Below are 14,191 nucleotides of genomic sequence, written 5' to 3' on the forward strand. Positions count from 1 at the left end.
CCCAATGCCGCCGCACGCTAGCGGCGGATCGGCCTTTGCTCAACCGGTTCGAGGCGGATCGTTCACACCCGCCATGAACGCGGCCAGCGCGTCACGGTCCGCGGCCGGCATGGTCAGGCCGAGCTTGGAGCGGCGCCACAGAACGTCTTCTGGAAAGCGCGCCCATTCGCGGGCCATGAGATAGCGCACCTCGGCGCCGGTCAGGTCCGCGCCGAAGGCCGGGCCCAGCTCCTCGCGGGTCTTCGCCTCGCCTAGCACGGCCGGCAATCGCGAGCCGTAGGCCGCGACCAGGCGCCGGGCCTGCGTCTCGGAGAGAAAGCGCCAGCGGTGGCGCGCGAGGTCGACCTCGGTCTCGAAACGATCCCAGGCAAAATCTCCGCCGGGCAGTGCGGCGCCGGCGGTCCAGCGCGGCGACATCGGATAGAACGGCGTCAGGCGCGTCACCGCCCGCTCCGCCCGCAACCGCGAGGTGGTGACGTCGCCGCCGAACATCGTGAGCAGCGGCGCCTTGCGCCGGCGCGCGTGGAACAGCGTCGTGCCGTCGCCGCGCCGTCCGGACGCGGGCGTCAGATTGACGCCGGAGACCGTGCGCACGACGTCGGTCGGGGCAACACGCTCGCGAAAATAGCGGCTCGCGGCCTCGCAGAGATAGCTGACATCGGCGCCCGGCATCGCGACGATGGCGGGATCGCCGGTGAAATCGTGCGTGACCGTGCCGACCAGCGTGAAATCACGCTCGAACGGGCTGGCAAAAATCAGCCGTCCGTCGCTGTTCTGGAACACATAGACGTTGTCGGACTCAAACAGCCTTGGCACGACGATCTGGCTCATCTGCATGGCCGCCAGGGCCTGCTGCGGCTGCCGCAGCACGGTCTCTGCGACCATTGCCGTCCAGCCGCCGCTGGCATTGGCCAGCGCGCGTGCCGTGACGACGCGGCGATGGCCGCGATCGACCAGCGCGAGCCGCCAGGTGTCGGTCCTGTCGGCACGCACGCATCGCGCCCCGGTCAGGATCACAGCGCCGCGCTCGGCGGCATCCAGCGCCGTGAGCACCACCAGGCGCGAATCGTCGACGACGCAATCGGCATATTCGAACGCGATGCCGAACGGCCGTTTCAGCGCGTTGCCGACCGGATGATGGGTGATGTCGAGGGTGGCCGATCCGGGCAGGCCGCCGCGGTTCGTGAGGGCGTCATAAACGTATAATCCGGCACGCAACAGCCATGGCGGACGTTCGTCCGAATGGGCGGGGATCACAAAGCTCATCGGCCGCACCAGATGCGGTGCGATCCGAAGCCAGGTCCGGCGCTCGGCCAGCGCCCGGCGCACCCGCCAGAAGCCGCGGCGCTCCAGCACGGATAAATCGCCATGGATCAGCCGCGGTGTCGCCGATGACGCGGCACCGCCGAGATCGCCCTGCTCGATGAGAATGACGCGCAGCCCGCGCCCCGCCGCATCGCGCGCGAGATTGACGCCGTTCAGGCCGCCACCAATGATCGCGAGGTCGTAATCTGCCATGAAGCCGTCGAAGGGAGCGATGCGCCCTTCTCACTAGCCGGTCTTGAGCGCAAGCTCCATGGCTTCGACGCGGCCGACGAGGTCGGCATATTTCCCGATGGGCAGCGGCTTGCCGAGCAAATAGCCCTGCACACCGTCGCAGCCTTCCCTGGCAAGGAAAGCGAGCTGGTCGATGGTCTCGACGCCCTCGGCGATGATCGACATTTCGAGGCCGTGACCGAGGTCGATCACGGCACGGACGATCGCGGCCGATTGCGGATTCCGGCCGAGATTGATGATGAAGGCGCGGTCGATCTTGATCTTGTCGAACGGGAATGCCTGCAGATAGCTCAGCGAGGAATAGCCGCTGCCGAAATCGTCCATCGAGATACGGACGCCCAGCGCCTTCAGGCGGCGCAAGAGCGCCAGGCCGCGATCGAAGTCCTCGATCAGCACGCCTTCGGTGATTTCGAGTTCGAGCCGGCCGGGGGCAAGCCCGGTCTCGATCAGGATCGCATGGACGAGCCCGACCACGTCGCCGCGCATGAACTGAGCCGGCGACAGATTGACCGCGACCTGCAGCGGCTTCGGCCACGACGCCGCCTCGCGGCAAGCCTCGCGCAGGATCCATTCGCCCATTTCGACGATCAGGCCGCTTTCTTCCGCAATCGGGATGAATTCGGCCGGCGAGACCTGGCCGCGCACCGGATGCTGCCAGCGCGCCAGGGCCTCGAAGCCGATGATCTCGCTCTCGGCGACGCTGTCGCGCGCGATGCCCTGGGGCTGGAACGCCAGCGACAGCTCGCCGTTCTTGATCGCCTTCGACAGATCCTGGTGCAGCACGCGACGGTCGCGGATCTGCTGGTCCATCTCGGGCTGGTAGAGGCTGATGGTGCCGCGCGATTTCTGCTTGGCACGGAACAGAGCGGCACCGGCGTTGGCGAGCAGCGCCGCACCGTCGGGACCATTGTGCGGGAAGATCGACATGCCGGTGGTGATGCCGGCACGGACGGCGCGGCCGTCGATGTGGAATTCGGGCGCAAGCGCGTCGCCGAGCTGCTGCGCCAGCGCAAGACCCGCATCGGGCTGCTTGCCATCGATGATCAGGCCGAACTCGTCGCCGGAGAGGCGCGCCACCAGGCCGCCACGTGCGGCGTCCTGGAACCGCTGGGCCACCTCGATCAGCAGCTTGTCGCCAAGCGCATGGCCGAACACGTCGTTGACTTCCTTGAGGCCGTCGAGGTCGACGCACAGGACCGCGAACTCCTCGTCGGTGCCCTCGCAGGCCTCGATCATCTGGTTCAACGCCTGGAGGAAGGCGGCGCGGTTCGGCAAATCGGTGAGGCCGTCATGATAGGCCATGTGCGCCATCCGCGACTCGGTCTGCCGGCGGTTGGTCACGTCCTCGTGGGTCTTGATCAGATATTCCGGCTGGCCGGCGTCGTTGAGCACCGTGGCGCGCCGGGTCAGGAACAGGCGCAGGCCGTCCTTGGTGGAGATCGGGTGCTCCTCGGTGATCATCCCGCGCTTCTTGATCGCGGCCTCGTCGCGCGCGATGATCAGCTTGGCTTCCTTGGCATTGAAGATGTCGGAGGCGGTCAGGCCGGTGGCTTCCTCACGCCTGCGGTTGAGGATCGTCTCGGCGCTGCGGTTGGCGAGCAGATAGCGGCCATCCTTGACCTGCTCCACGATCAGCGCCACCGGGATATTGTCGACCACCAGCTCGAGGAATTTCTTGGTGTTCTCCAGCTCCACCGACAGCGATTGCCGATCGGTGATGTCCTCGAACACCACCAGCAGGAATTCCGGCTTGTTGCTCTCGTTGCGCACCACGATGCGGATCGAGGCCACCATGCGCCGGGCCTGGTCGCGTTCGACCTCGACCTCGAATTCGTTGCGATATTGTCCCTCCGGCGCCAGCAGCGCGGCCCGGTCGGTCGCCTCGATGCTCGCCGCCGATTTCGGGCCGAACAGCTCGCGGGCATTCTTGCCGACGACCTCATCGCGCGAAAAGCCCCAGAACCGCTCATAGGCACTGTTGGCAAAGATGTAGCGGCCGTCCTCGATGTTTTTCGCGGCCACGCAGGCCGGCACGTTGTCCAGCACCGTTTCCAGGAACTGCTTGGTCGAGGCGAGCTGCCGCGACAGCTTGCGCTGCTCGCTGACGTCGAGATGGGTGGCCACGGAGCCGCCGTTCGGCAGCACGAAATACTTGACCAGGATGGCGCGGCCATCAGGCAATTCGCTGATCAGCCCGTTGGAGCTTGCCGCCTTCTCGTAGAAGTCGTCATCGGAGACGGCAAGGACCCCGCGCCGGCGCCGCAACTCGAGGATGTCGTAGCCGGTCATGCCGGTCCACAGGTCCGAGCGCGTCAGGCCGTAGATCTCGATATAGCGGTCGTTGCAGAAGATGATGCGCCGCTGCGCATCCGTCATCACCACGCCCTGGTTGAGATTGTTCATGGCGGAGGAGACGAAGGCGTTGCGTCGCAACTGCGACCGCTTGCTCCGGCGCAGCGCGGAATGGATCCACAATGCGATGGCGGCCAGGAACGCGCAGACGACGACGCCCCCGATCAGGGCTTCCCAGACCAGATTGGGATCGAGATCGCCAAGAAAGCGCGACGGACTGAAGCTGTCGGCATAGGCACGCGAAGGCGCGACCGCGCTGGCCAGGCACACGACGGCCTGCACAGCAATCGGAAGCATGCTGCCTTCCTGCCAGTTCTTCTCAGCCATCAGCCACCCGCGATTTCAACTGCGGATTGTCTGGCTTCACGGGTTTGGATCGGGTAAACGCCTGTACGCCCAACAGAAAAATGTGACGCGAAATACGGCAATTGCCCTGACATGATAAATGCTTCCTTAATGGACAACGGCCGCGCGGCCCGTTTCCCAGGCAAACCGGCCCTCTCGGCAACTTCAACGGGACTTCTGCACAACCATGGATAGGGTCGACTGCGTCGTCATCGGAGCCGGCGTCGTCGGGCTCGCGGTGGCCCGGAAGCTGGCCCAGGCCGGGCGCGAAGTGATCGTGCTCGAAGAGGCCGAGGCCATCGGCACCATCACCTCCTCACGCAACAGCGAGGTGATCCATGCCGGGATCTACTACCGCGCCGGAAGCTGGATGGCGCGCATGTGCGTCAGCGGCAAGCACGCGCTCTACCGTTATTGCGGCGAGCGCGGTATCCCGCACAAGAATTGCGGCAAGCTGATCGTCGCGACCAATGCAAAGGAAACCGAGAAGCTGCAATCGATCAAGGCGCATGCCGAGGCCAACGGCGTGCTCGACATGCAGTTGCTCTCGAGCGAGGCGGCGCGCGCGCTGGAGCCGGCGCTGGCCTGTGATGCCGCGCTGCTCTCGCCGTCGACCGGCATCATCGACAGCCATGCCTACATGCTCTCGCTGCGCGGCGAGGCCGAAGAAGCCGGCGCAGCCTTTGCGTTTCACACGCCGCTGATCCGCGCCAAGGCAGACGCTGGTGTGATCGAGATCGAAGCCGGCGGCGAAGCGCCGATGACGCTGCAATGCGACCTGCTCGTCAACGCCGCCGGGCTTTCGGCGACGACCGTGGCACGCCACATCGACGGCATGCCGATCGACCGGATTCCGCCGGCCTATCTCGCCAAGGGAAACTATTTCAGCTGTAACGCGCGCGCACCGTTCTCGCGCCTGATCTATCCCGTGCCCGAGCCCGGCGGGCTCGGCGTGCATCTCACCCTGGACATGGCGGGACAGGCGCGCTTTGGCCCCGACGTCGAATGGATCGAGACGATCGACTATGAAGTCGATCCGTCGCGCGCCGAGCGCTTCTATCCTGCGATCCGCAAATACTGGCCGACGCTTCCCGACGGCGCGTTGATGCCGAGCTATTCGGGCATCCGCCCGAAGATCGTGCCGCCGGCGGTGGCTACCCAGGATTTCCTGATGCAGGGTCCGCGCGACCATGGTGTCGCGGGTCTGGTCAATCTGTTCGGCATCGAATCGCCGGGACTGACATCGTCGCTCGCGATCGCGGACCACGTCGCAGAGCTCGCAGAAATCTAAGCGGCCGCGCAACGATCATTGCACGGCGCGCACCTAACAGCAGGGACGAGCGCAAACGCTCTCATCCCTGCCTGAAAGGATACGATCAAACTTTACGCTGTTACGGGGGTTACTAGTGAAGCGTGTCGCCGGTTTGCTTCAGACGCTCGATCTGGTCCTTGACCATCAACTTCCGGCGCTTCAACTCAACAATTTGCAGGTCGTCTGTTGAAAGGTGCACGAGAGCTTCGTGCAATTCGTTTTCGAGAACTTTGTGCTTCCGTTCCAATTCAACCAGATGTGCCTGAATTGTCATTCGAAACCTCCTCGGTAGGGGTGACCTTGGATTCGATCCGGACGAAGAAGTGTACACCGTCGATTCGTTCTGTCGATGGATATCCGTCGTCGCAGCGTCATTTTTGAAAATTCATATGTAATGAAGCGTGAGTAAGGAACCACGCGGTGAAAGATCCATGATATCAATGCGCTTGCGCGACACTGCTGCGAATCGTTGAAATATCTTGCGAGAGAGCGGTGCGCGAAGGTCGCAGATCGCTTGCGATCACGCCGCGCAAGGACGATAATTTCCACAGGGCATCCACAGCCTTAATCTCAAGCTAATCGGTTTTCGGCCACCGCAAACATGACCAATGAAGACGAGCGTGAGCTCGAAGCCGAGCTCACCCGGTTGCAGCAGGAACACCGAGATCTCGATGCGGCGATCGATGCACTGCATCAATCGCCCGCCCCCGACCTATTGCGGTTACAGCGGTTGAAGAAACGCAAGCTGTTGTTGCGCGACCGCATCGCCTTCATCGAAGACCAGATCACGCCTGACATCATCGCCTGATCCGCGAGCGGTCGCGGCTTGCGGCCCACATGAATCCGCTTGACTCAAAAAGAACAAAAGAGGAACATAAATCCCGCCGCCGACGCCCCAGGAAACGCCCAAGAAAGCGCCCAAGAAAAACCTGCACGCACAACCCGCAAGGACACCGCAGATGTCAGTCCCCGCCCTTCTCGACAACAGCTATTACGAGCAAGCCTGCGATCAGGCGATCGCGATGTGTGACGGCAATCTGCGCAGCACCATCAAGGCGCTGATCATGGCCAACGAATATCTGGAAGCCGAACTGGAAGAGCTGCAGGCCGCGATCTCCGCCGGCTGCATTCCCGAGACCTCGCGCAGCTGGACGCGGGGCAAGAGCGGCGCCGCCTAGTTCTGATCACCGGAGCAACGCCATGTCGGATGTGACCTATTACGTTGCAATGCCTTTCCTGATCGATGCCGACGGATCGCCCGTCGCGGGCGCCGCCGAGGAGTGTCAGAGCTCGACGGCTGCGCTGCGACGCGCCGAGGCCCTGTCGCGCGGTGCCGGCCATATCGGCGCGGTCGCGTTCAGCCGCAGCGGCGATCCCATGACCGGCGAATTCGGTGACGCCACGCTGCTGCGCAGATTCGGCAACGTGCCGGAAGATCTGGCCACGCTGTAGGATCAGTTGCTCACGAGCCTGATCCGCGGCTCGTGCCGCCGGCGGGCCTTGCGCACATACATGGCGGCATCGGCCTCCTCCAGCGCGCGGACGGCATCGGACTGGGCACCGAGCAACGCGACGCCGGCGGAAGCGCCCGCCGTCACGTGCTGGCCGCGAAAGACAAAGGACAATTCGTCGATCGCCTGCTCGAAGATCGCGGCCTTCGCCTTGGCATCGGTCTCGCTGAGATTCCACAACAGCAGGGCAAACTCGTCACCGCCGAGACGTCCGACCACGTCGGAGGCGCGGATCTGCCGTGTCAGCGTCGCGGCAATTGCCTTCAGCACCTCGTCGCCGGCGGCATGGCCGAAGGAATCGTTGATCGGCTTCAGCCGGTCGACGTCGAGCACGATCAGTGCGCCGCTGGCGCGGTAGCGTTTCATGTAGGCCACGGCGCGCTGGAGCTCGCGCTCGAAGCCGCGCCGGTTGGGGATGTCCAGCAGGAAATCGGTGTCGGCCGCCGCCTCGAGCTCGACGACACGCCGCAGCGCCTGCGTGAGCTTGGTTCGCAGGGCGCGGATGGTCGCCTTGCTGGTATCCTCGCTCGGCTCTTTCCTGGTTTCCTTCCTCGTCCCCTTGGCAGCACGGACTGCCCGCGCGCGAGGCGGCGCCACAGCCCGCTTGGGTGCAGTTTTCGTTCGGCTTCCGCTGGTTTTTCGGCCCTTTTGGGCCTTCGCCGCGGTCGCCCTTTTTGGTTTCTTCATGGGCATCCTGCTCAATGAAGGCTTGCGGGGATTCACCAAGACAGGATAGTGCATTCCCTTCTCCTTGCCACCGCCTTGCGAGCCGCCGGCCGGAACCGTTAATCTGGCCTATCCTTCTGTTTTCCGAGCACAATTGACGTCATGACCGCGCCGATCGCCATTATCATGGGAAGCCAGTCGGACTGGGAGACGATGCGGCACGCCGCCGACACGCTCACAGCGCTTGGTATCACCTCCGACGCCCGCATCGTTTCGGCACACCGCACCCCCGACCGGCTCTTTGCCTTCGCCAAGGGCGCCAAGGCGGCCGGTTTCAAGGTCATCATCGCCGGCGCCGGCGGCGCGGCGCATCTGCCCGGCATGGCCGCGGCGCTGACGGAATTGCCGGTGTTCGGCGTGCCCGTCGAGTCCAGGACGCTGAAGGGCATCGATTCGCTGTATTCGATCGTTCAGATGCCGGCCGGCATTCCGGTCGGCACGCTCGCGATCGGCAAGGCCGGCGCGATCAACGCGGCGCTGCTCGCAGCGTCCGTGCTGGCGCTGTCCGATCCGGCCCTCGCCGACCGCCTGGCCGCCTGGCGCAAGGCCCAGACCGAGGCCGTTGCCGAGCGCCCGGAGGACAAGGCGTGACTGACGCAAAGCAGGTGAAGCTGAAGCCCGGCGACACCATCGGAATCCTCGGCGGCGGACAACTCGGACGGATGCTGGCCATGGCCGCCGCACGGCTCGGCCTGCGCTGCCAGGTGTTCTCGCCCGATCCGGATTCGCCGGCCTTCGACGTCGTGCTGAACGCGACCTGCGCCGAATATGCCGACGTCGAGGCACTGGAGATGTTCGCGCACGACGTCGACGTCATCACCTACGAATTCGAGAACGTGCCGGCCGCCGCCGCCATGGTGCTGGATGCGCGCCGCCCGGTGCTGCCGAACCGCAAGATCCTCGAGACCACCCAGGACCGGCTCGCCGAAAAGGATTTTGTCACAAGGCTCGGGATTGGCACTGCCGCTTACGCCGACGTCACCTCGGTGGCTTCGTTGCGCGAGGCCATCGTCAAGATCGGGCTTCCCGCCGTGCTGAAGACCCGCCGCTTCGGCTATGACGGCAAGGGCCAGGCCATCATCCGCGAAGGCGACGACATCGCGAAAGTCTGGACCAGCCTCGCCACCAAATCGGCGATCCTGGAAGCCTTCATCCCGTACGAGCGCGAGATCTCCGTGATCGCCGCGCGTTCGGCCTCGGGCCAGGTCGAATGCTTCGACGTCACCGAGAACGAACACCGCGACCACATCCTGAAGATTTCCCGCGCGCCGGCGCCGATCCCGGATTCGCTCGCCGAAGAGGCGCGCAGCATCGCCGGCAAGATCGCGACCGCGCTCGACTATGTCGGCGTGCTGGCGGTGGAGATGTTCGTGCTCGCCAGCGGCACCGGGCCGAAGGTGCTGGTCAACGAGATCGCTCCGCGCGTGCACAATTCCGGACACTGGACGCTCGACGGCGCGTCGGTCTCCCAGTTCGAGCAGCATATCCGCGCCATTGCCGGCTGGCCGCTCGGCAAGCCGGTGCGTCACGGTGAGGTCGTCACCATGACCAATCTGATCGGCGACGAGATCAATGATTACGAGAGCTGGCTGAGCGTGCCGGGCGCAACCGTTCACATCTACGGCAAGGGCGCGCCGCGCCCCGGCCGCAAGATGGGCCACGTCACCGAAGTCAGGCCTTCAAAAAGCAAGTGAGGGGACCGCAGCAAAAGCTGCGATCCCGTTTTTTGAGTTGTTGTTTTGGCGCGTTTTCTCGACGCGAACCGCTATCCACTTCGCTCGAAAACGCTCTAGGCCGTCTTCACGCCTGCGACGACGCCCGAGGGCTCCTCGCTGAGCCAGCGATAGATCACTCCGCCCAGCGCGCCACCGATCAACGGCGCGACCCAGAACAGCCAGAGCTGCGCCAGGGCCCAGCCGCCGACGAACAGCGCAGGCCCCGTGCTGCGCGCCGGGTTCACCGACGTGTTGGTGACGGGGATGCTGACGAGATGGATCATCACCAGCGCAAGTCCGATCGCGAGCGGCGCAAAGCCCGCGGGCGCGCGGCCGTGGGTCGCGCCCATGATGACGAACAGGAACATCATGGTCATCACCACTTCGGTCACGAAGCAGACCACCATGCTGTACTGGCCGGGCGAATGCGCGTCATAGCCGTTGGAGGCAAAGCCCTTAGTGACGTCGAAGCCGGGCGCACCACTGGCGATCACATAGAGCAGCTCGGCGGCGATGATCGCGCCGCAGACCTGCGCGATCACGTAAGGCAGGATCTGGCCTGCCGGAAAGCGTCCACCGGCGGCAAGGCCGACCGTGACGGCGGGGTTGAGATGGCAGCCCGAGATATGGCCGATCGCATAGGCCATGGTGACGACGCTCAAGCCGAAGGCCAGGGACACACCGACCAGGCCGATGCCGACCTGCGGAAAGCCGGCCGCGATGACCGCGCTGCCGCAGCCTGCGAATGTGAGCCAGAATGTGCCGATGGCCTCGGCCGCGTATTTCTTCATATCCATGTGGCGTCTCCCCTGATTTCCAAGATTCCGGAACAATGTCCGCTGCGGCCCCGTTTTGGCGCCGAATCTCCCAAATCGAGGCCGCAAGAGAGCATTTTCGCCGCATTTAATGGCTGAACTTGGCCCGAAACCCCGCTTGGCAGGTGGACATGGCGGGTTTTGTCTGATACATCCGCGCCCTCAAGGTTAAGGGCTTGCGCTTTTTGCCATCCCCTTTGACTTACCAGAATTCAAATCCGATCCACTGAAGAGGATGCCGCGTGCAGGTTCTCGTTCGCGATAACAATGTCGACCAAGCCCTCAAGGCGCTGAAGAAGAAGATGCAGCGCGAGGGTATTTTCCGCGAGATGAAGCTCCGCGGTCACTACGAGAAGCCCTCCGAGAAGAAGGCCCGCGAAAAGGCCGAAGCCGTGCGCCGTGCGCGCAAGCTGGCCCGCAAGAAGCTGCAGCGCGAAGGCCTGCTGCCGATGAAGCCGAAGCCGGTGTTCGGCGCTGGCCCCGGTGGCGAGCGTGGTGGCCGTGGCGGCCCCGGTGCAGGTCCGCGCGGACCGCGCTGATCTTGCCGACGTTGCAGGACTGAGTTTTCAATGACGCGGGCCCCGGGCCCGCGTTATTATTTTGTGAACAGTGCCTTTCTGGGACGGGGCACTACAGATGCGGCACCAGCGCGAGCGAACCGTAGATGGCCTCCCCTTTCCCCGAGCCCGGCTTGGCGCGGTTGCGCCGGATCTGGCGACAGCCGCTTGCGCTGACTTTGGTGGGGATCGCACTGTGCGGCTGCTCCTTCGATCTCGGCTCGCTGATGCCGGAGAAAGACAAGCCCCAGGAAGCGCCCAAGGCGGCCGCTGCCCCGGACAGCGCAGTCAGCGCCGGCAATGTCACCGAGGCCCAGGCCCACACCGTAAAAGCCCAGGCCCTGGTGAAGTCCGGCGAGACGCAGGCAGCACTCGACGAGTTCAATCGTGCCGTCGCGCTCGATCCCTATAACGCGCAGGCGCTCTACGGCCGCGCCCTGCTCTACCAAGGCAACAACGAGCACGACTTCGCGATCGCCGATTTCGGCGCCGCAAGCGGGCTCAATCCCCAGAAGGCCGAACCGCTGCTCGGCCGCGCCGTCAGCTATCTCGCCATCGGCAAGATCAAGGAGGCGGCGGCCGATCTCGATGAGGCCGCAGAGGCCGATCCCCACAACGCCCAGGTCTGGACGACCCGGGGACAGGCCTATGAGCGGCTGGGCGACAAGGCCAAGGCGGCGGCGTCCTACAACAAGGCCGTCGGCCTGCGCCCACGCGATGACGCCGCCCGCAGCGGCTTGGCCCGCGTCGGCGGCTGACGGTGTCAGCACGGCGCTGACGCCGTCTTAATCGGGGGTGGCGCCCTTCGGCAGAACCGCGTGGAACATCGACTTCATGCCCGACAGCATCTCGTCGGCGACATTGGTCTTGGGCCGCGGCGTGGGGGCGGCTGCCCCGGCATCGGCGCGCAGATCCAGCGGCGGCGCGATCACGGGCACCGGAATGTCGGCCGGCGGCGTCAGCCGATTCGGGTTGTCGTTACCAATCGAGGCCGTGTAAGGCGGATTCGCCTGCGACGAGCCGCCATTGCCATAGGCCTCCGACGACGGCGTCGACACATTGATCGGGGGCGGCAGCGGGCTCACCGTCGACGGCACCGCAGTCACCACACGGGGCGGCTCGGGCACGCGAGACGCTTCCTGAACCGCAGGCTCGGACTTCCGCTCGACCGACTTGGCGTCGGGGAGCTTGATGTCGGTCGACTTGCTCTCGGTGGACTTGGTCTCGGTGGCTTTGGCTTCGGCGGCCTTCTCAGCGGCCTTGCCCTCGGGCGACTTGCGCAGGCGCTCGATGGCGGCCCGAGCCAGATCGTTGGCGTCGGGGGTCACGGCCGGAGCAGCCGGCGACGAATTGGCCTCAACCACCGGGGCCGCGGGGGCTGCCGGGGTAGACGTGGCCGGTGAGGACTTGGCGACCGCCTTCTCATGCGCCTGGGTGCGGCCGACGTCCGCAGCCTTGTCCGCAGCCTTGGCCTCGGCAGGCTTCTCGCCCGCGGGCTTGTCCGTCGCGCTCTTGTCGGAAATGCTCTTCTCGGAGACGCCCTTGGCCTTCACGCCGGGGGCCGGGAGATTGGCCACATCGGCGGGTTTGCCGTTCTTGCCGGCATCGGCAGGCGCCACCACCGCGGCTGGGGTATCCGCCGCCGGCCTGGCGTTGATGTAGTGATTGACGATGTAGGCCCCGATGATCGTCGCGAGCACCGAGGGGAAAATATCCATCGAAATTTTAGCGAGGTATTTCAGCATTTCTCGGCCACTCCCCGCGCGATCAGATGCGGGAACTTTGGGGCATTGTAAGGGATCAACTGCGACGGATCGATGGCAAAGGTTACGCGTGCCTTACGGCTTCAGCTCAATCTCAAGGAACACGATCTCGGTTGAGGTTTCGTTAAGTACGTCGTGTTGGACGCCGGCTTTGCGGAAGTAGGATTTCCCGGCCGCAAGCTGCGCCTTGGAACGCTCTCCACCGGGTGCCACGATGGTCATTTCGCCGGCCACGACGGGAACGATCACATAGTCCATTCCGTGGGTGTGATGCCCGGTCGCGCTGCCCGGGGCAAGCCGCCACTCGGTCACCCGGACCTCGTCATTGTCGACCTGAACCTCGGACTTGGCGGCAAGCATCGGAACTCTCCTCGGGGAATCGGTTCAGGGGACGAAGACCATGAACACGTAGACGGCAAATACCACCATATGGACCAGCCCGAACAGGACATTGGTCCTGCCGGTGCCGAAGGTCAGCATGCTCAACAAGAATGTCAGGAACAGCAGCGCCGTGTTCTGGGGATTGAGGCCCAGCACCAGGGGCTGGTCGAGCGCATAGGTGGCGATCCCGACCGCCGGGATGGTCAGGCCGATGGTCGCCAGCGAGGACCCGAGCGCCAGGTTAATGCTCTTCTGGAGGTCATTCCGGCGGGCGGCCGTGATCGCGGAGACGCCCTCCGGCATCAGGATCAGGAGCGCGACCAGCAGGCCCGCAAACGCCGGCGGAGCGCCGATCCTGTCGGCAACGGCGTCCACCACCAGCGAGAACTTCTTGGCGAGGAGAACGACGGCCAGCAGCGAGATCAGGAGCAGTACGATGCTGAGCACCAGCATCTTGCCCGGCAGATGGGCCGTCCCGCCCTCGCCGTCCGCCCGCTCGTGAACGAAGTAGTCCTTGTGCAGGACCATCTGGGTGTAGAGGAACACGCCATAGAGCACGATGGTCACGAGGTCGACGAAGCCGAGCTGAAGCGTCGAATAGATCGGCCCCGGCGTCGTCAGCGTGTAGTTGGGCATGATCAGCGTCAGCGTCGCGAGCGCAATCAGCACGCTGAGATAGACGTTGGCGCCGGAGAGCTGAAAGCCCTGCTCGCGGTAGCGAAGCCCGCCGATGAACACGCAGAGGCCGACGAGGCCGTTGCAGACGATCATGACCACCGCAAAGACGGTGTCGCGCGCGAGCTCCGGCGCGGGCTTGTCGCCGAGCATGATCGTGGTGATCAGCGCGACCTCGATGATGGTCACCGCGAGCGTGAGCAGCAGCGTGCCGTAGGGCTCGCCGATCCGCTCCGCGATCACCTCGGAATGATGCACGGCCGCGAACACGGTGCCGAACAGGATCACCAGCAGGACGACCGCGAACAGGCCGCCGCCGGCCGACAGGGTGAAGCCGTAGCCGGTCACGGTGACGATCAGGAACAGCAGCACCGCCAGGGCGGGGAAAATCCAGGACGACCGCGGCATCGGTCCGTGTGTACTCATTCCAGCAATTCCTCCAAGCAACTGGAGGCCGAGTATGCGCGAGAACATCGCGCGCG

The 14,191-nt window shown here is 64.8% G+C and carries 16 protein-coding genes; 8 read left to right on the forward strand and 8 right to left on the reverse strand.

The features are described from left to right. Positions 1–39: 39 nt before the first annotated feature. Positions 40–1,518, reverse strand: coding sequence for a glycerol-3-phosphate dehydrogenase (locus NLM31_RS35185; RefSeq protein ID WP_254195226.1), 1,479 nt, complete (start codon positions 1,516–1,518; stop codon positions 40–42). A gap of 33 nt (positions 1,519–1,551) precedes the next feature. Then, positions 1,552–4,236 carry an EAL domain-containing protein gene (locus NLM31_RS35190; protein WP_254195227.1) on the reverse strand — a complete coding sequence of 895 codons (2,685 nt, stop codon included), beginning with the start codon at positions 4,234–4,236 and terminating at the stop codon, positions 1,552–1,554. Positions 4,237–4,441: 205 nt separating this feature from the next. On the opposite strand from NLM31_RS35190, the gene NLM31_RS35195 reads away from it, so the two are divergent. Beyond that, on the forward strand, positions 4,442–5,545 hold the full coding sequence (locus NLM31_RS35195; protein ID WP_254195228.1) for an NAD(P)/FAD-dependent oxidoreductase: 1,104 nt from the start codon (positions 4,442–4,444) through the stop codon (positions 5,543–5,545). Between the two features lie 112 nt (positions 5,546–5,657). Here NLM31_RS35195 and NLM31_RS35200 read toward each other — a convergent pair whose 3' ends face one another. Then, positions 5,658–5,840, reverse strand: coding sequence for a YdcH family protein (locus tag NLM31_RS35200; RefSeq protein WP_254133853.1), 183 nt, complete (start codon positions 5,838–5,840; stop codon positions 5,658–5,660). A gap of 327 nt (positions 5,841–6,167) precedes the next feature. Between NLM31_RS35200 and NLM31_RS35205 the strand changes: the two genes are divergently transcribed. The 3 genes from NLM31_RS35205 to NLM31_RS35215 all read left to right on the forward strand — a co-directional run bounded on the left by NLM31_RS35205 (position 6,168) and on the right by NLM31_RS35215 (position 7,018). Next, complete coding sequence (locus tag NLM31_RS35205) at positions 6,168–6,374, forward strand: YdcH family protein (protein WP_008546179.1); 207 nt, start codon at positions 6,168–6,170, stop codon at positions 6,372–6,374. A gap of 151 nt (positions 6,375–6,525) precedes the next feature. Beyond that, positions 6,526–6,744: a hypothetical protein gene (locus tag NLM31_RS35210; protein ID WP_254133854.1), complete on the forward strand. Its 219-nt coding sequence runs from the start codon at positions 6,526–6,528 to the stop codon at positions 6,742–6,744. Between the two features lie 22 nt (positions 6,745–6,766). Further along, positions 6,767–7,018, forward strand: a complete 252-nt coding sequence (locus NLM31_RS35215; RefSeq protein WP_028138362.1) for a hypothetical protein — start codon at positions 6,767–6,769, stop codon at positions 7,016–7,018. Between the two features lie 2 nt (positions 7,019–7,020). On the opposite strand, the gene NLM31_RS35220 is transcribed toward NLM31_RS35215, so the two are convergent. After that, a complete protein-coding gene (locus tag NLM31_RS35220; RefSeq protein WP_375143607.1) occupies positions 7,021–7,818 on the reverse strand; it encodes a GGDEF domain-containing protein in 798 nt (265 codons plus the stop codon). 87 nt (positions 7,819–7,905) lie between these two features. Here NLM31_RS35220 and purE point away from each other — a divergent pair, with 87 nt between their 5' ends. Next, positions 7,906–8,394 carry a 5-(carboxyamino)imidazole ribonucleotide mutase gene (purE, locus tag NLM31_RS35225; RefSeq protein WP_254133856.1) on the forward strand — a complete coding sequence of 163 codons (489 nt, stop codon included), beginning with the start codon at positions 7,906–7,908 and terminating at the stop codon, positions 8,392–8,394. Next, positions 8,391–9,497, forward strand: coding sequence for a 5-(carboxyamino)imidazole ribonucleotide synthase (locus tag NLM31_RS35230; protein ID WP_254195229.1), 1,107 nt, complete (start codon positions 8,391–8,393; stop codon positions 9,495–9,497). Before purE ends, NLM31_RS35230 begins: the two co-directional genes overlap by 4 nt. Positions 9,498–9,592: 95 nt before the next feature. Here NLM31_RS35230 and aqpZ read toward each other — a convergent pair whose 3' ends face one another. Further along, the gene (gene aqpZ, locus NLM31_RS35235) at positions 9,593–10,315 is read right to left on the reverse strand and encodes an aquaporin Z (protein ID WP_254133858.1); all 723 of its coding nucleotides are present in this window, start codon (positions 10,313–10,315) and stop codon (positions 9,593–9,595) included. 260 nt (positions 10,316–10,575) lie between these two features. Between aqpZ and rpsU the strand changes: the two genes are divergently transcribed. Beyond that, positions 10,576–10,872 (forward strand): 30S ribosomal protein S21, encoded by a 297-nt coding sequence (gene rpsU / locus NLM31_RS35240; RefSeq protein ID WP_027545547.1) that lies wholly within the window; start codon positions 10,576–10,578, stop codon positions 10,870–10,872. Positions 10,873–10,997: 125 nt separating this feature from the next. Further along, positions 10,998–11,648: a tetratricopeptide repeat protein gene (locus NLM31_RS35245; RefSeq protein ID WP_254133859.1), complete on the forward strand. Its 651-nt coding sequence runs from the start codon at positions 10,998–11,000 to the stop codon at positions 11,646–11,648. A 27-nt stretch (positions 11,649–11,675) separates the two neighbouring features. Here NLM31_RS35245 and NLM31_RS35250 read toward each other — a convergent pair whose 3' ends face one another. From NLM31_RS35250 to NLM31_RS35260, 3 genes are all read right to left on the reverse strand, one after another. Continuing rightward, positions 11,676–12,635, reverse strand: a complete 960-nt coding sequence (locus NLM31_RS35250) for a hypothetical protein (protein WP_254195230.1) — start codon at positions 12,633–12,635, stop codon at positions 11,676–11,678. Positions 12,636–12,728: 93 nt separating this feature from the next. Then, complete coding sequence (locus NLM31_RS35255) at positions 12,729–13,013, reverse strand: cupin domain-containing protein (RefSeq protein WP_188105482.1); 285 nt, start codon at positions 13,011–13,013, stop codon at positions 12,729–12,731. Between the two features lie 24 nt (positions 13,014–13,037). Then, positions 13,038–14,135, reverse strand: coding sequence for a calcium:proton antiporter (locus NLM31_RS35260; RefSeq protein WP_254133861.1), 1,098 nt, complete (start codon positions 14,133–14,135; stop codon positions 13,038–13,040). Between the last annotated feature and the right edge of the window lie 56 nt (positions 14,136–14,191).

Origin of the sequence: Bradyrhizobium sp. CCGUVB4N (assembly GCF_024199945.1) — a bacterium.
Taxonomy (GTDB): Bacteria; Pseudomonadota; Alphaproteobacteria; order Rhizobiales; family Xanthobacteraceae; genus Bradyrhizobium.